General features: G+C 42.6%; 17 protein-coding genes and 1 pseudogene. 10 read left to right on the top strand and 8 right to left on the bottom strand.

Annotated features, from left to right (window positions below):
* Positions 1 to 3: 3 nt before the first annotated feature.
* From MHH26_RS12150 to MHH26_RS12135, 4 genes are all read left to right on the top strand, one after another.
* Complete coding sequence (locus MHH26_RS12150; RefSeq protein WP_340973564.1) at positions 4 to 1,293, top strand: Gfo/Idh/MocA family protein; 1,290 nt, start codon at positions 4 to 6, stop codon at positions 1,291 to 1,293.
* A gap of 24 nt (positions 1,294 to 1,317) precedes the next feature.
* Positions 1,318 to 2,001: a YesL family protein gene (locus MHH26_RS12145; RefSeq protein WP_307500092.1), complete on the top strand. Its 684-nt coding sequence runs from the start codon at positions 1,318 to 1,320 to the stop codon at positions 1,999 to 2,001.
* 54 nt (positions 2,002 to 2,055) lie between these two features.
* Complete coding sequence (locus MHH26_RS12140) at positions 2,056 to 2,367, top strand: rhodanese-like domain-containing protein (RefSeq protein ID WP_066030532.1); 312 nt, start codon at positions 2,056 to 2,058, stop codon at positions 2,365 to 2,367.
* Positions 2,368 to 2,466: 99 nt separating this feature from the next.
* Positions 2,467 to 2,649, top strand: coding sequence for a sporulation protein Cse60 (locus MHH26_RS12135; RefSeq protein ID WP_003217582.1), 183 nt, complete (start codon positions 2,467 to 2,469; stop codon positions 2,647 to 2,649).
* A 44-nt stretch (positions 2,650 to 2,693) separates the two neighbouring features.
* On the opposite strand, the pseudogene MHH26_RS12130 reads toward MHH26_RS12135, so the two are convergent.
* From MHH26_RS12130 to MHH26_RS12110, 5 genes and pseudogenes are all read right to left on the bottom strand, one after another.
* A pseudogene (locus MHH26_RS12130) lies at positions 2,694 to 2,894 on the bottom strand (CbrC family protein); the annotation flags it as partial.
* Positions 2,895 to 2,914: 20 nt separating this feature from the next.
* The gene (locus MHH26_RS12125; protein WP_307500091.1) at positions 2,915 to 3,217 is read right to left on the bottom strand and encodes a CbrC family protein; all 303 of its coding nucleotides are present in this window, start codon (positions 3,215 to 3,217) and stop codon (positions 2,915 to 2,917) included.
* Positions 3,218 to 3,343: 126 nt separating this feature from the next.
* Complete coding sequence (gene opuD / locus MHH26_RS12120; protein ID WP_106031156.1) at positions 3,344 to 4,876, bottom strand: glycine betaine transporter OpuD; 1,533 nt, start codon at positions 4,874 to 4,876, stop codon at positions 3,344 to 3,346.
* Positions 4,877 to 5,016: 140 nt separating this feature from the next.
* Positions 5,017 to 5,214 (bottom strand): hypothetical protein, encoded by a 198-nt coding sequence (locus tag MHH26_RS12115; protein WP_106031157.1) that lies wholly within the window; start codon positions 5,212 to 5,214, stop codon positions 5,017 to 5,019.
* The gene (locus tag MHH26_RS12110) at positions 5,211 to 6,482 is read right to left on the bottom strand and encodes a BaiN/RdsA family NAD(P)/FAD-dependent oxidoreductase (RefSeq protein WP_106031158.1); all 1,272 of its coding nucleotides are present in this window, start codon (positions 6,480 to 6,482) and stop codon (positions 5,211 to 5,213) included. Before MHH26_RS12110 ends, MHH26_RS12115 begins: the two co-directional genes overlap by 4 nt.
* Positions 6,483 to 6,657: 175 nt before the next feature.
* On the opposite strand from MHH26_RS12110, the gene MHH26_RS12105 reads away from it, so the two are divergent.
* Positions 6,658 to 8,280 carry a putative polysaccharide biosynthesis protein gene (locus tag MHH26_RS12105; RefSeq protein WP_034665449.1) on the top strand — a complete coding sequence of 541 codons (1,623 nt, stop codon included), beginning with the start codon at positions 6,658 to 6,660 and terminating at the stop codon, positions 8,278 to 8,280.
* A 16-nt stretch (positions 8,281 to 8,296) separates the two neighbouring features.
* Positions 8,297 to 9,013 (top strand): pseudouridine synthase, encoded by a 717-nt coding sequence (locus MHH26_RS12100; RefSeq protein ID WP_034665452.1) that lies wholly within the window; start codon positions 8,297 to 8,299, stop codon positions 9,011 to 9,013.
* A 270-nt stretch (positions 9,014 to 9,283) separates the two neighbouring features.
* Here the strand turns inward: MHH26_RS12100 and MHH26_RS12095 are convergent, their stop codons facing one another.
* Both MHH26_RS12095 and MHH26_RS12090 read right to left on the bottom strand, forming a co-directional pair.
* On the bottom strand, positions 9,284 to 9,505 hold the full coding sequence (locus MHH26_RS12095; RefSeq protein WP_008356419.1) for a DeoR family transcriptional regulator: 222 nt from the start codon (positions 9,503 to 9,505) through the stop codon (positions 9,284 to 9,286).
* Between the two features lie 371 nt (positions 9,506 to 9,876).
* Positions 9,877 to 11,175: an NCS2 family permease gene (locus tag MHH26_RS12090; protein WP_034665455.1), complete on the bottom strand. Its 1,299-nt coding sequence runs from the start codon at positions 11,173 to 11,175 to the stop codon at positions 9,877 to 9,879.
* A 94-nt stretch (positions 11,176 to 11,269) separates the two neighbouring features.
* Here MHH26_RS12090 and pepV point away from each other — a divergent pair, with 94 nt between their 5' ends.
* Both pepV and MHH26_RS12080 read left to right on the top strand, forming a co-directional pair.
* Positions 11,270 to 12,670 (top strand): dipeptidase PepV, encoded by a 1,401-nt coding sequence (pepV, locus tag MHH26_RS12085; protein ID WP_340973561.1) that lies wholly within the window; start codon positions 11,270 to 11,272, stop codon positions 12,668 to 12,670.
* 23 nt (positions 12,671 to 12,693) lie between these two features.
* Positions 12,694 to 13,320: a Type 1 glutamine amidotransferase-like domain-containing protein gene (locus tag MHH26_RS12080; RefSeq protein ID WP_060597036.1), complete on the top strand. Its 627-nt coding sequence runs from the start codon at positions 12,694 to 12,696 to the stop codon at positions 13,318 to 13,320.
* A gap of 50 nt (positions 13,321 to 13,370) precedes the next feature.
* Here MHH26_RS12080 and cysK read toward each other — a convergent pair whose 3' ends face one another.
* Complete coding sequence (gene cysK / locus MHH26_RS12075) at positions 13,371 to 14,300, bottom strand: cysteine synthase A (protein WP_370876264.1); 930 nt, start codon at positions 14,298 to 14,300, stop codon at positions 13,371 to 13,373.
* 94 nt (positions 14,301 to 14,394) lie between these two features.
* On the opposite strand from cysK, the gene thpR reads away from it, so the two are divergent.
* Together thpR and MHH26_RS12065 are read left to right on the top strand one after the other, a co-directional pair.
* Entirely contained in the window at positions 14,395 to 14,946 is a 552-nt protein-coding gene (gene thpR / locus MHH26_RS12070; protein ID WP_307500083.1) for an RNA 2',3'-cyclic phosphodiesterase, read from the top strand.
* A 25-nt stretch (positions 14,947 to 14,971) separates the two neighbouring features.
* A complete protein-coding gene (locus MHH26_RS12065) occupies positions 14,972 to 15,907 on the top strand; it encodes a hypothetical protein (protein ID WP_307500082.1) in 936 nt (311 codons plus the stop codon).
* Positions 15,908 to 15,939: the final 32 nt, after the last annotated feature.

Here is a 15,939-nt window from a genome sequence, read left to right as displayed (position 1 = left end):
CCTGTGAAAAGGGTCGTGGTTTGCGGACTCAGTCATCGTGCGTTCAATATGTTTATTAAACCGCTCACAGAGGATTTCTATGAGCATTACAAGATTACAGGGCTTCTAGATATAGATCATCATCGGTATACACTTTGTCAGGAGCGTTTTCCATCACTGCGAGGCGTCACGTTTTTTCATGAAGAGGCATTTGATCAAATGGTGAAGGAAGCAAAGCCAGATATCGTCATTGTGGCAGGCCGGGATGACACACATGTCACATATATTTTGCAAGCACTTGACCATGATCTCGATGTCATCACTGAAAAGCCAATGGTCACAACTGCAAAAGACGCAAAAAAAGTGATGGAAAAAGAAAAGGAAAGTAAAGGGAAGGTCACAGTCACTTTTAATTATCGCTACAATCCATTTCATCGAAAGGTCAAAGAACTCATTTTAGAAGGAAAAATTGGAAGGGTCACATCTGTTGAACTGAGCTGGCTCATTGATACGTATCATGGCGCTAGTTACTTCAAAAGGTGGAACCGAACGAGGCAATTCTCTGGCGGACTATCCATTCATAAATCGACGCATCATTTTGATTTGGTCAATTGGTGGATCAATCAAAAGCCGAAGCAAGTATTTGCCTATGGGGCGCTGAACTATTACGGAAATGAAAGTCCTTGGAATCCCTTGCAGGGGGGAGAAAACAGGTATTGCGGAACATGTCATGTGAAGGATACATGTCATTATGAAGCAAGGTGGAATCCGCGGGTAGAACGCTCAAAGGTCGAGGACGACCATATCGAATCCGGTAAGGAGCAAACGCAGCAGTACTCAAATTATCGCCCAGACGCCTGTATTTTTGATCAGGAAATTGACATTGAGGATACATATGTGGCATCAGTGGCATATGACCAAGGGGCTCTGCTCAGCTATTCAATTCAATTCTCAGCGCCATATGAAGGATACCGGCTTGCCATTAATGGGACGAAGGGGCGTATTGAAACAAATGAGTTTCATGTGCCATCAAGAATTCCTTTTCAATTCCCAGAACAGACGATTTCTTATTATCCGATGTTTGGGGCAAAAGAGACAATTGAAGTCGTGAAACAGCCAGGGGGGCATGGCGGGGGAGACCCTCTGCTTCTGGCCGATTTATTTATAGGAAAAGATCCTTTAATTCACTATGACATATCAGCAGGAGCAGAGGCTGGTGCTTATTCGATTGCGCTTGGGGAAGGCATGTGGCGGTCTGTTGCAGAGAAGCGCCCAATTGAAATAGAAGAATTGTTTCAAAAAGAGACGGTGTAATGAGAAAGAGAGGAGGGGAAAGAGATGGATCATGATGGTTCAATGAGCAGAATGCTTCGAATGTGTGAGTGGGTGATGAGACTTGCCTATACGAATTTGCTATGGCTGCTGTTCACCATGCTGGGGCTTGGGATCTTTGGATTGATGCCTGCGACCACTGCGCTATTTTCAGTGATGAGAAAGTGGATACAAGGGCATGAGCAAGTCAGCGTTTTCCGGACTTTTTGGAAGGTGTATCGTGAGGAGTTTGTACGCTCTAACTTAATTGGAGTGGCGCTGCTGATCATAGGGACGATTATATATGTAGACCTTGCGTTTATTTATCCAACGAGCTGGTTTTTGCATGTGCTTCGTTTTGCCATTTATATCTTTGGTTTTCTCTTTGTTGTGAGCTTGTTTTATATTTTTCCGCTGCTGGCTCATTATGATTGGAAAAAACGTCTCTATCTGAAATTCTCTCTATTGCTTGGTATCTCATATTTGCAATATACACTCTGTATGCTCGTTTTCTCGGCTGTGCTGTTTGTTCTCTTTGCTTATTTGCCGGGAATCGTGCCGTTCTTTAGTGTGAGCATACTCGCCTATGGCCACATGTGGCTGGCCTATCAAGTATTCAAAAAGGTAGAGTTTGAAAGTGAGCAGCAGACAGCCGAAGTGAAGAAACAGCTGCCGTCTTTCCTTCAATCGAAGCGGGTGAATACACAGTGATGTGAATCATTTGCTATAATGGTGTCACCGTGATTAAAAGGAGAGATGAGCGTCGTGTCAGTAAAAGAAATCTCAATAGAAGAATTAAAACAAAAGCTAGAGCAAGAAGAAGCCATTCAGCTTGTTGATGTGCGTGAGGACGAGGAAGTAGCAGAAGGAATGATTCCAGAAGCTGTTCACATCCGAATGGGAGATATCCCTGAGAAGCTGGATGCATTCGATCAAACGCAGGAATATTATATTATTTGCCGCTCCGGTAAACGTAGTGAAAATGTCTGCTATTTCCTAGAAGACCAAGGCTATCAAGCGACCAATGTCATTGGCGGGATGCTTGCTTGGACAGGAGAAACAAAACCGAAGCTGTAAAAGAAGGCCTTTCATCAATGAGATGAAAGGTTTTTTTGTTCATATGCCCGCCCTGATGTGCATAAAGATAGAGTAGCGAGAGAAGGGAGAGTGGCATATGTGCTAAAGGTAGCTGTATTTGATGAAGAACACGAAAAAGATTTGCAGAGCGAAATCAATCTTTTTTTAAAAGGAATGGATGACGACCAAATCATTGACATCAAGTACAATGTAGCGGTGATCTGTGAGCAGGGAGGAGAACAGCTCTACTGTTTTTCTGCACTCATTTTATATAAAAAATAGATGGTATCAAAAAAGGACCTGTTTGTAGGGTCCTTTTTCTTTGTTTAACTAGCGTCAATATATAAACGATGCTTTTTGCAGCGAACACATTGAAAGAGGTAGCCCTGCAAGTCTCCTCCGTTGACGAGCCATTGTTTTAGGTTCTCTTTCGTTAATCCCCCGCCGCTGCAAATGTCTTCGATATCTTCTATGAGTTCTTCCTCTAAATGTTCTACCTCTTTCCATCCGACATACTAGACGATTGCGCAAAAATCTCCGCAATGGCTTAACCAATATTCCTGCTGCCAGCCGCGATAACCTGGCGTTCAAAGATCAGTTCATCTATATATTCCTCTTGGTCAACGTCATCACAACTTGCATCGTCTTGAAAGGTGCCATCGTATTTTTTAGCGGCTGATCCATCTTTAATACACCAAGGGCAAATTCCTTCCACATCTTCAACAGTATAAAATGGACCATGATACACGTAATCTCTTTCTTTCTCACAAACAGGACATGTCGTAGGCTCTTTTTTGATCACGTTTAACGAAACTGGATCTGGGTTGTACTTGAATGTAGGCAGCGTCATATAAACCTCCATTATGTAGAAATGATTTCATCATTATTTTACAGGAATCCTCAAGCTTGCAACAATCTTAAATTGTCTATATAGAAAAAAGCCGATCGGATGAGGAACGGCTTTTTTCGCTTGAGATTATGCTTTTTTTACTCTTGGACTTCGTGGTTTACTGACTTTGTTGGCTTGCTTGATAGCTTTTCGTTCATCATTCAGTGACTTGTACAGTGAGACAATCATCAAAATAATGACAACGGAGAACGGCAAGGCTGCGAGCTTGGCTGTATTTTGAAGAGCTCCAAGTCCCCCTGAAAATAAAAGCACGGCAGCAACAGCAGATTGGATGATACCCCAGCTGACTTTGACACTGCCAGAAGGGTTCAATGATCCGTAGGTTGTCTGCATTCCAAGCACAAATGTAGCTGAATCAGCCGATGTAATAAAGAATATGGCGATTAAAATGAGTGCTAGAATCGATGTGATCATCGCCAGCGGATATTCATTTAGTACACCGAAGAGCATTGTTTCTGTTGAAAGACCTGCAACATCGACAATATTCTTTTGCTGTAAATCCATCGCAGATACACCGAAAATCGAGAACCATAGGAATACTAGGATAGAAGGAGCCACTAAGACACCTAGTAAAAATTCTCGAATCGTTCGTCCGCGTGACACCCTTGCGATAAAGATTCCGACAAATGGTGCCCAAGAAATCCACCATGCCCAATAAAAGATTGTCCATCCATTAATCCATTCTCTCTTCTCAGGATCATTTGGAGATAGACGGAAGCTCATTTGAACGATATTGGATAAGTATTGCCCAATCGAGTCAGTAAATGAATTTAAGATAAAAACAGTTGGACCTACCAAAAGTAAGAAAAACATCAGAACAGCTGCTAATACCATGTTGATATTACTTAAATATTTAATGCCTTTTCCAATCCCGCTTAGAGCAGATGCAAGGAAAAGCACCGTCACAATCATGATAATGATCAATTGTGTGCTAAAAGCATTCGGAATTTGAAACAGGTAATTCAATCCCCCGTTTATTTGTGCCGCACCTAATCCTAGGCTTGTCGCAACACCAACAACAGTTGCAAATACCGCAATACAATCGATGGTTTTTCCGATCCATCCATTCGTTTTATTTCCTAAAACTGGCTGCAACGTTGCACTAATTAAGCCAGGTGCATCTTTTCTAAATTTAAAGTAAGCAATGCAAAGTGCAACAATGGCATAAATAGCCCATGCATGAAGCCCCCAATGGAAAAATGTATATCGAAGGGAATCTCGGAAGGCCTGCGCCGTTTCAGTTTCACCCGTTGGTGACTGTATGGCATAGTGGCTGATCGGTTCAGCTGCTCCGTAAAAAACAAGACCAATTCCCATACCGGCACTAAATAGCATCGCAAACCAAGAAAATAAGCCGAATTCAGGCTCTTCCCCAGGTTTTCCTAGCGTAATCTTACCGATTGGGCTAAAGATAAAGAATAGACAAAAGCCGACGAGCAGTGACACCACTAACAAGTAATACCAGCCAAAGTCATTTGTAATGTATGTTTGAATTTGATCTGTGACATTTTGCAGTGTTTCTGGAGAAAAAGCTCCCCATATGACGGCAACAAATGTGATCGCAATCACAATCCAAAATACACTTGATACGTTTTTCACACCATCTCACTCTCCTGTTGTTCTACACGTTTAAGCAGAGGATTTTGCTTAATATCCCCTAACTCAACTAATTTCAAACAAAAAGAGGCGAGCTTCTCACTCGACCTCTACTTTACCGTAACATGTTTTGCTTCCATTAATCAACTATCGGTATGTGAAGATGATTTTTCTTCAATTCGTTTACGAAGACGGTAGACGTATTCTTTTAAACAAACAGCGAAGATGGTAAAGGCCAAAACAATGGCGACTTTTAACGGGGTAATTGATAGCTTCAAGAAAACAGCGGCTGTCAAACTAATCACAACCGCTAGGATAATCGGAAGTGCACGTCTCATCATGAAAATCTCTCCTTTGCTTCGAGTGCAGCATTCATACCGGCAAGCCTGCCTGTCACAAGTGCTGACGTGATATTGTATCCGCCTGTATAACCGTGAATGTCTAAAATTTCTCCGCAGAAATAAAGACCGGGCATTTTTTTAGACGCCATTTTCTTCGGTTCAATTTCTTTCACAGAAACGCCGCCTCCTGTGACAAACGCTTTGTCTAAGGAAAGAGTGCCGTTCGCATGAACGATAAAGTGTTTGCAATCATTTACGAATGCGCGCAGTTTGTCCTTAGCAAGACCAGAAAATGTGTCTTGCGGATCTATGCCGTTCCGTTCTAACAGAAACAATAAATAGCGTTCTTGCATCCAAGACTTCAGGACATTTTTTATGGCTTTTTTGGGTTCATCTTTTAGGTCTCGATGAAGCTTTTGGAACAGCTCCTCGTCATTAAGCTTCGGATATAAGTCTATTTGCAGACGAACAGTCGGCTGTTTTTTCAATTCTTTCACAACAAATCCGCTGCATCTAAGAACAGCTGGGCCGGATAAGCCAAAGTGAGTAAAAATCATATCCATGACATGTGTGACGACGGGTTTCCCCTTTTTATTTAAAACACTGACAGCCACACTTCTTAAAGAAAGACCTTGTAGCACTTTTTCTTTAATAAAGCGCTCATCTGATGTGACCGGTACTTCTGTTGGGAAGAGCTCTGTAATCGTATGACCAGCGGCTTCTGCCCATGCATAGCCGTCACCAGTAGAACCAGTATGCGGCACACTTTTTCCGCCAACAGCAATGACAACGGCGTTACTTGAAATTTTTTCATCATTATTTGTAACAATTCCAGCTGCTTGTCCGTCTTGATACAGAACTGTTTTAATCTTTTCATTCGTTCGAATGGTGACATTGAGGTTGCGGAGCCTGTCTAAAAGGGCATCCACAACAGATTGTGCTTTGTTTGAGACAGGGAACATACGTCCATGGTCTTCTTCTTTAAGTTCAATGCCGAGGTTTTCAAAAAACGAAATAATATCCTCGTTATTGAACTCAGAAAATGCACTATATAAAAAACGGCCGTTTCCGGGAATATGCTTGATGATTTCTTCTACTGGAAGGCGGTTGGTGACGTTACAGCGTCCACCGCCAGAAATGGCGAGCTTCCTGCCAAGTTTGTTTCCTTTGTCAATTAACAGAACAGTCGCTCCGTGCTCTGCTGATGCAATCGCGGCCATCAGTCCAGAAGGTCCACCGCCAATGACAATGACATCATAATGTTTCATGTTACATTCCTCTTTCTACTTTCAGTCATTCCTCTATTATAACGAAAATTGGGGAAGGCTGAAATATGAATTGATTGGTTTTGTGCCTTCTGTATTGGATTTGTTACCTGTGCGTCGAAATGATGTGGTAAAATAGTTAAGTTGAATATTCATTAGAAAAATGGTGGTTAAGCGCATGTCTAATAAACTGCTTCGTGGTACGTTGGTTTTAACGATAGGGACTTATCTCTCTCGTATTCTTGGTATGATTTACTTAATTCCATTTAGCGCAATGGTTGGAGCTACTGGTGGAGCGCTATTTCAATATGGATACAATCAGTATACGATCTTTTTAAGTATTGCTACGCTTGGTTTTCCAACAGCGGTATCAAAATTTGTTTCTAAATATAATGCAATCGGCGATTATGAGACAACAAGGAAAATGTTCAGGGCGGGTATGTCGGTCATGCTTGTCACCGGGATTATCGCCTTTTCTATTTTATATTTGACCGCACCGATTTTTGCCAAGATTCAGCTTGGCGGATCGAATGAAACAGGCGGTTTGACTGTCGATCAAGTGGTATATGTGATTCGGATGGTCAGTTTAGGTCTTTTGGTTGTACCTATTATGAGTCTTGTGCGGGGGTTCTTCCAAGGACACTCCATGATGGGACCGACAGCTGTTTCCCAAGTGATTGAGCAGCTTGTCAGAATCATCTTCCTATTAACTGCAACGTTTATTATTTTAAAAGTGCTTGACGGCGGGCTTGTCATCGCTGTCGGATATGCCACATTTGCAGCACTTATCGGCGCATTTGGGGGTTTATTCACGCTTTATTTATATTGGCTGAAGCGCAAGGACCGGCTCTTATCCATGCAGCCGAATACAGGTGCTTCCTCTGACTTATCTTATAAACAAATGTTTACAGAGCTGTTTAGCTATGCGGCACCGTATGTGTTTGTTGGACTTGCGATTCCAATTTATTCTTATATTGATACAAACACCATTAACAGAGCTATGATTGCATCAGGACATCAGGATATTAGTACAGCGGTATTGTCTATCGTGACGTTATATTTACCGAAGCTCGTGATGATTCCTGTGTCGCTTGCAACAGCGTTTGGCTTAACCTTAATCCCGACGATTACGGAATCATTTACAGCTCGTAACTACAAGCTTCTCAATAGACAAATTGATCAGACGATGCAGGTCATTTTATTTTTCGTACTGCCTGCTTCATTTGGTATCTCGGCATTGGCTGGACCGGTTTATTGGTTTTTCTATCCGTCCGTTCATCCTGAGATTGGGATGTCAATTTTGTTCTGGTATGCACCTGTTGCGTTATTGTTTTCCTTATTCACCATTAATGCAGCAATTTTGCAGGGAATTAACAAACAAAAATTCGCCATTGTCAGTCTGTTGTTAGGGATCATTATTAAAACGGTTCTGAACATTCCGCTAATCAGCTGGCTGCAAGGAAATGGTTCTGTGCTTGCGACTGCGTTAGGCTATAGCGCGTCCATCTTGTATATGTTTATCATGATTAAGCGCCATGCCGGCTACTCGTTCCGCAGGATTTTCAAACGATTTATTCTCATTGGTATTTTAACGGCGATTATGGCTGTTGTGGCGTATGTGACATGTCAGCTTGTGAGCCAAGTGATTTCGTATGAGGGTGGAATTGTACAAGCGGGTATCGTCATTTTGATTTCAATGATCACTGGCGGCGGTGTGTATCTGTTCTTGTCTTATAAGGTAGGATTACTTGAGCGTGTACTCGGCAGCCGTATGCCGAAATTTTTAAGAAAAAAGAGTTAAGAAGAGGTGGATATTCATGAGGCTTGATAAATTGCTTGCTAGCAGCGGCTTTGGTTCAAGAAAAGATGTGAAGAAGCTGGTCAAGGCACGGGCGGTCACAGTGAATGGAGAAGTGGCGAAGCAGGTGAAAGATCATGTTGATCCATCGAATGATGAAGTGCTCGTACACGGAGAGCGTGTAGAGTATAAAGAATTCATTTACTTAATGATGAACAAACCGGACGGGGTCATCTCAGCAACTGAAGATCTGCGGGATGAAACGGTCGTCGATTTACTAGAGCCGGAGGATATCGCAAGGGAGCCATTTCCTGTGGGGAGACTGGATAAGGATACAGTCGGTCTTCTCCTCCTCACAAATGATGGACAGCTTGCTCATCAATTACTTTCTCCAAAAAAGCATGTGCCAAAAACATATGAAGTTCATTTGAAATACCCATTAGGAGATCAAGACATCAAGCGTCTTGAAGAGGGCGTTGTCATTTTAGATGATTACCGCACGAAGCCGGCGAAGGTTGAAGTAGATGCGAATGAAAACGAAGATACACGCATCCGTTTAACGATTACTGAAGGAAAGTACCATCAAGTGAAGCTGATGGCGCAAGCAGTGGGAAATGAAGTCATCTTTTTAAAAAGGCTCTCGATGGGAGCTGTTTCTTTAGATGAAGATCTAGCGCCTGGAGAGTACCGTGAATTGACGGATGAAGAATTGGACAGCTTAATCAATCGACCATAAATGTAGAATAAAAGAAAAGAACCGGCATATCGCCGGTTCTTTCAGCGTGTAGACAAACCCTCGCATTCGGTGTCAGGTCTGCGCTCCGGTGCTCACGAATGTCAAATTCGCTCCGCTCCGGTACTCGTCCTTCCTAGACTGCAAAGGTTTTCTATCACGCTGAAAAGAAGACAAAAGGCTAAAATGAAGATCATTTTAGCCCTTTGTCAACAATCTGAAGAACCGGCATATCGCCGGTTCTTTTTGTTATATGGACAGTTCATTATAAGCTTAAGATGATATTTTCACTTTTTTTCTCGTTGTTTCCCATTTGCCTCTGCTTGGACTATGAACAAGATCGTTATAGGCAAGCACGTTTAAGTCTCTTTGAATGGTTCTAGGTGTGATCCCGAATTCATCAACCAGCTCTTGTGTCGTCACAAGACCTTTCTCTTGAATGAACATATAAACTGATTTAATTCGAGTCATCATACGGTTTGTTGAAGGTTTCAAAAAACCACTCCCTATCAATAAGATCGGATGGACTTGACTAACCACAACTTACTACACTAAAACTGCGAAATAAGGACATGCAACAATGGTAAATGTTCGTGTTTCTTAATGTTTTATTCTATTATACACGTTATTATGCATCTAGTTCCACCAAAAAGTCAACTTTACGTGTTTTTTAACTTGTCTTCATGAATCGAAACATGGTATATACCATGTTTTGAATTCGGTTACAACCCAATAGGCGTAAGGGGTATGGAGAATACCGTCACATTCAAACATCCAAAAAATAAACACAGAAAATTTACAAAATAAAAAATTCACTCATCTCAAAAAGACACATCCCTTGTTAGAATGTGCCTTTTTTGTTTCTGTTATCCTTCTAAGAAAAAGAGCTGAATGAAAAATAAAATGGCAAAGATGAGAACAAGTACATGTACTTCTCTCCATTTCCCTTTTGCCAGTTTCACAAGGGGATATGAGATAAATCCAAGTGAAATTCCTGTAGAAATACTAGATGTCAGCGGCATGGAAAGGATCACAAGAAAAGCAGGGAATGCTTCGTCTAGCTCGTTCCAGCGAATGCGTGACACTGAGTTCATCATCAAGCACCCGACAATGATGAGAACAGGTGATGTGATGGATGGTAAAGAAGAAATGGCTTGAACGAGCGGGCCGAAAAACAATGCCACAATAAACAGTGCAGCGACCGTTAAAGACGTTAGTCCAGTTCTTCCGCCAGCAGCAACCCCAGATGATGATTCAATATAAGCTGTTGTTGGGCTTGTCCCAAACATAGAACCTATCGTCGTTGCAGCAGAGTCAGCGAGCAGGGCTCTGCGTACCTTTGGCAGCTGGCCTTTTTTCATGAGTCCTGCTTGTTCAGCCACTCCGATCATTGTGCCCGTTGTATCAAAAATCGTCACTAGTAAGAAGGAGAAGACGACAGCATATAAATGATGAGAGAATACATCGCCAAAAGCAGCGAATGGATTTGTAATCAGCATGCCTTCGGGTAGTGCAGGGATATCCATCAGCATTTTAGGGAAATGAAGCTGGCCTGTTACGAGCGCAATCAGTGTCGTCGCTAACATGCCGATAAACAGAGCGCCATTTATTTGAAGAACCATTAAAATAACAGAGATCATTAAGCCGACAAGCGTTAATATGACAACAGGCGAGTTTAAGTTGCCAAGCTTCACTAGATTTTCAGGGTCAGCTGCGATAATCCCAGACTGACGGAGGCCGATAAATGCAATGAAAAGCCCGATTCCTGCTGTAATGCCGTACTTTAAATTATCTGGAATGGCTTGAATCAGTTGTTTTCTAAGGGATGTTAACGATAAAATAATAAAGAGTATACCAGCAACAAATACCGCACTGAACGCTGTTTGATAGCTGATGCCGCCACCACCGACAACTGTAAAGGTGAAATAGACATTCAGCCCCATGCCTGGTGCAATAGCAATCGGATAGTTTGCAAATAGTGCCATCCAGAGCGTACCGACGACAGCAGCGATAATTGTTGCAGTAAAGACTTGGTCAAAAGGAATGCCTGCTTTTGAAAGAATTCCTGGGTTAACGGCAACAATATATACCATGGTAAAGAATGTCGTCATACCAGCGATTAATTCTCTCTTTATGTTGGTTTGGTTTTCTTTTAACTGAAACATAAAATCCTCCATTTACGAACATTATTACAAAACAATTAATATAATATTCGTTTTAAGGATGGATTGCAACCTTTTTTCAAGGAGGAATGGAAAAATGAATTGGGAAGCTGAAGTGATACGAAAAAAAGACGACTTAATTAAGGACACACAATCTTTTTTGCAAATTGAAAGCGTCCTTGATGAAGAAGGTGGAAAAGAAGGAAAGCCATTTGGTGAAAAAGTCGATCAGGCCCTTCAGTATATGCTGAAAAAAGGGGAAGACGAAGGATTCACAGTCAAGAATGTCGATGGCTATGCAGGTCATATTGAATATGGAGAAGGCGAAGACATTGTAGGTGTGCTATGCCATGTGGACGTTGTGCCTGCTGGTGACGGCTGGACAACCCCGCCATTTTCAGCGGACATAAGAGAAAATAAAATATTTGCACGAGGGGCCATTGATGATAAAGGTCCAACCATGGCGGCTTTCTACGCGCTAAAGATGATAAAAGATACAGGGATGAAGCTGTCAAAAAAGATTCGAATGATCATTGGAACGGATGAAGAAAGTGATTGGCGCTGTGTGGACCATTATTTCAAGCATGAGGCGATGCCGCAAATTGGATTTGCGCCAGATGCCGATTTTCCGATTATTCATGCTGAAAAAGGGATCATTGATGCCATCGTGTCATTTACATATCAACATACAGAAAATCATCAGCGCTATACGCTCAAGCAATTCACATCGGGTATGCGGCTGAATATGGTGCCGGATGAGGCAGCTGCCACTGTGACAGCTGCACAAGATCACGATGCTGAATCATTAAAAACAGCTTTTGAAGCTTATCTTGCTCACAATCATTTATCAGGTGAGGTAAAGAAAGCAGCGGACGGACTGCATCTCACATTAAAAGGTGAATCAGTTCATGCCATGGAGCCGGCGCATGGCATCAATGCGGGCATTCATATGGCCAATTTCCTATGTGGACAAGAGTTAGATGAAGACGGGCTTGCTTTTACCTCCCAAATCAACGCTTTATTTGATCAGGATACAAGAGGGAAAAAGCTGGGGATTGCTTGTAAAGATGAGATTAGCGGAGATTTGACTTTAAATGTTGGAACGATCCGCTATACACAAAACGAGGAAGCGAAGCTAGGATTAAATGTCCGCTATCCAGTGACAGCAGACGGCAAGGACGTTAAAAAAGGGATCGAAGGCATCAAAGGGGCCATCCTTCTGAAATTTGACGACAGCCCTCCGCATCACGTCTCAAAAGATCATCCGCTTGTGAAAACATTGCAGCGGGTATATGAGGAACAAACGGGAGATCCAGCTAATCTGATTGCGATTGGTGGAGGAACGTATGCGAGATCTTTAGAAGCGGGCGTTGCCTTTGGACCTCTATTCCCTGGCAGACCAGATTGCGCACACCAGAAGGATGAATATATCGAAATCGATGATCTACTAAGAGCAACCGCTCTATATGCACAAGCCATGTATGAATTGGCAAAATAGAAAAAGAGAAGAGGGGATTCACAGTGAAAAAAATGTTCTTATGCTCTTCATTCAAAGACAGCTATTCTCTCTTATCTGACTTTGCGGGTGAATCATTAAAAGGAAAACGCGTGACGTTTTTTCCAACAGCCAGTGCTGTGGAAGAAGTCACGCACTATGTGGAGGCAGCGAAAGAAGCCTTTCATCAACTAGGTATGCATCTAGAGACCGTTCAGATAGCTGAGCAGTCTACTGAAGAAATCACAAAGATGATGGAACAAAATGATGTGATGTACGTATCAGGAGGCAACACCTTCTATTTGCTGCAGGAATTAAGAAAGCATCGTCTTGATGACGTGCTGAAAGAAGAAATCAATAAAGGCAAGCTGTACATCGGAGAGTCCGCAGGGAGTATCATCATGGCACCAAGCATTGAATATATCTCCGTGATGGATGATCGGCAGAAGGCAGCAGAACTTTCATCATGTCAAGGATTCAATGAGATAAGCTACTATCCGGTACCGCATATGTACAATACCTATTTAGGCGAGGCTGCGCAGCAAATCATGGAACAGTTTGAGCAGACGCTCGATTTATGCCCGCTTACTGATGAGCAGGTTTTACTCATCACAGGGGAGCAGGCTGAGGTGAAGTCCGACAAATCGTCCTAACCTTGAAACGAAGAAAAAGGAACAGGGATTCATGACCCTGTTCCTTTTTTTTAATCTTGAAAAACATCACTTGATAAGTATCGTTCGCCTGTATCTGCTGTCATACAGATCACGATTTGTTCTGCCGGCAGTTGCTTGGCTGTTTCAATCGCAGCATAGCAGGCTGCACCAGATGATGGACCAACTAAAATTCCTTCAAGCCGGGCAAGCTGACGTGTGATGGTGTACGCATCTCCATCGCTTACTTGCACGATCTCATCATAGACATGCTCGTTTAAAATATGGGGAATAAATCCTGGGCTTGTGCCAACAAGTTTATGTTTGCCAGGTTTCCCGCCAGATAAGACTGGAGATCCCTTCGGCTCTGCCACACGTATGGTCAAATGAGGGAATGCCTTCTTTAATTCCTCTCCGGTGCCTGTAATGGTTCCGCCAGTTCCTGCTGTTGCGACAAAGGCTCCAAGGGGCTTTCCAAGTTGTTTGACAGCTTCCATGATTTCAACAGCCGTTGTGCCTCTATGTGCATCTGGGTTCGCCCCATTATCAAATTGCATCGGGATAAAGCTATGAGGAATTTGAGACGCCAGTTCCTCTGCCTTGCGAATACAGCCTGGCATTTTTTCTTCTCCTGGGGTTAAAACGACCTGCGCCCCATAAGCCTTCAAAATATTGATTCTTTCCTTTGTCATCGTATCTGGCATGACAAGGATGGCTTTATAGCCTCTTGCTGCTGCGTTCATGGCTAAACCAATCCCTGTATTCCCACTCGTTGGTTCAATAATTGTCGCTCCTTTTGTAAGCTTTCCTTGCCTTTCAGCCTCGACGATCATATTGTAAGCAGCGCGGTCCTTCACACTGCCGCTAGGATTAAATGATTCCAGCTTTAAATAAACAGCTGCCGCATTGTCTGGCTGAAGCCGCTGTAATTTAACAAGTGGTGTATCGCCAATCAGCTCAGCTATATTTTGTGCAACCTTCATCATGTGACACCCTTTCTTCTCATTCCGCATTTCTTTAGTTATACTATCATCAATGGGGATTCGTAAAGTTTGTTAAAAAAGGACAGGTGATATTGTGGCAGAAAACCGTCATTATTTTATAGGGATTCACATCCCTGAACAACTTGCGCATCAAATCAAAAAAGACATGGATCTAAGGAGCGGACTATCCTTTCAAAAGTGGACAGCACCAGATGATTATCATGTGACCCTGATCTTTTTAGGTGCCATTCCAGATGAGCGTTTAAAAAAGATCATCGAGCTGCTTGATATCCTTTCAAATGAAGCCGCTGCATTTTCACTAGAGCTGAATGAGGTAGGACAGTTTGGCATGAAGGAGCGCCCGAGAGTCTTTTTTGCAAAACCTAATGAAAGTGAACCGCTCATGCAATTAAGAGAAAAGGTGAAAGAAGCCGTATTGTCAGCAGGACATCCTGTTGAAAAGAGACCGTTTCATCCGCATATGACGATTGCGCGAAAATGGAACGCGGATTACTCTTTTGCAGAACAAGCGCCTTTACGCAAAGAGCCATACGTGATAGAGGTTTCTTGTATGACTCTATTTGAAATACGTCCGAAAGAAACCCCGCGTTATCACGCAATCAAACAATTTGCACTACATAAATGATTCTAAAAGTTGGAGTGAGCAGCAGATGGCGCAAATTATCAAAATTCAAGATTATATATCACGATATGAACAAGACCCGCATCACTACATCAATCAATTCATTCGATTGAAAAAGCAAAGGTGGGACGAGTTAAAAAAGGCTTCAAAACAGGAGGCGCAGCATTCATTTGACCAAATCTCTGAACAAGTGCCTGAACAAGAGGAAGAAAAGAGAAAGAAATTCTCCTTAAAAAGAAAGCAAAAAGCAGCCGATATGAAAAAGGAACGGGACCTGAGTCTTTTTAACGAGCCGACAGATATAGAGCAAGGTGTCTTTACAAACGTTCCTACCGATGAAACGAAGCTCATTCATTTTTTTAAGGATCATCTATACGATGTTCAATTAAAATGGGCGAGCTCGACGATTTCCCACATTTCAACCGTCTCCCATCATATTCGGTATGATGAAAAGCTGCGTATGCTTGCTAGGCAGCTTCCGGATTCATATTTTGTGATGTATAAGCCGGTGCTGCTCATTCAAAAAGCAGAGATGGAATTATGTTCAGTACTTATTACGCCGCTGGAAGTGATTTGTTTATCCTTCTTAGAGGCAGAGCCTGACAGCGTATATATCGGAACGAAGGAACGTTTTTGGGAAAAGCGGGCGAATGGGAAAGCTGTTCAGTCCGTTTTGAATCCTTGCGCAAGCCTTCTGCGCTCTGGCACCGTCGTGTCAAAGATCTTACAGCAAAGCGGTGTCGATCTTCCTGTGAAAAAAATCCTGATCAGCAGAACCTCTTATATTGACTTACCGGAAGTTCCATACGGGATGGAGGTTGTCGATAAGAAGAAGGCGGAAGATTGGTTTGAAAAGCAGCGGAAAAATACCGCGCCGACAAAGCATCAGCAATTTAAGGCGACAAAGGCATTGCTTGCTTATGGTGAATCAGACAGCAAAAGAAGGCAGGAATGGCTCGATTAAAGGCATAATGGAAGGTCACGAAAAATGAGACC

Origin of the sequence: Bacillus sp. FSL K6-2839, assembly GCF_038003365.1 — a bacterium.
GTDB lineage: Bacteria > Bacillota > Bacilli > Bacillales > Bacillaceae > Bacillus.
This window is presented reverse-complemented; position numbering and strand designations above follow the sequence as displayed.

Excerpts from the sequence above, each read along its gene's own strand:
- MHH26_RS12145 (WP_307500092.1), top strand. The coding sequence starts at position 1,318 with ATGGATCATGATGGTTCAATGAGCAGAATGCTTCGAATGTGTGAGTGG.
- MHH26_RS12125 (WP_307500091.1), bottom strand. The coding sequence starts at position 3,217 with ATGACGCTGCCTACATTCAAGTACAACCCAGATCCAGTTTCGTTAAAC.
- MHH26_RS12115 (WP_106031157.1), bottom strand. The coding sequence starts at position 5,214 with ATGATGAGACGTGCACTTCCGATTATCCTAGCGGTTGTGATTAGTTTG.
- MHH26_RS12110 (WP_106031158.1), bottom strand. The coding sequence starts at position 6,482 with ATGAAACATTATGATGTCATTGTCATTGGCGGTGGACCTTCTGGACTG.
- MHH26_RS12105 (WP_034665449.1), top strand. The coding sequence starts at position 6,658 with ATGTCTAATAAACTGCTTCGTGGTACGTTGGTTTTAACGATAGGGACT.
- MHH26_RS12100 (WP_034665452.1), top strand. The coding sequence starts at position 8,297 with ATGAGGCTTGATAAATTGCTTGCTAGCAGCGGCTTTGGTTCAAGAAAA.
- MHH26_RS12090 (WP_034665455.1), bottom strand. The coding sequence starts at position 11,175 with ATGTTTCAGTTAAAAGAAAACCAAACCAACATAAAGAGAGAATTAATC.
- pepV (WP_340973561.1), top strand. The coding sequence starts at position 11,270 with ATGAATTGGGAAGCTGAAGTGATACGAAAAAAAGACGACTTAATTAAG.
- cysK (WP_370876264.1), bottom strand. The coding sequence starts at position 14,300 with ATGAAGGTTGCACAAAATATAGCTGAGCTGATTGGCGATACACCACTT.
- MHH26_RS12065 (WP_307500082.1), top strand. The coding sequence starts at position 14,972 with ATGGCGCAAATTATCAAAATTCAAGATTATATATCACGATATGAACAA.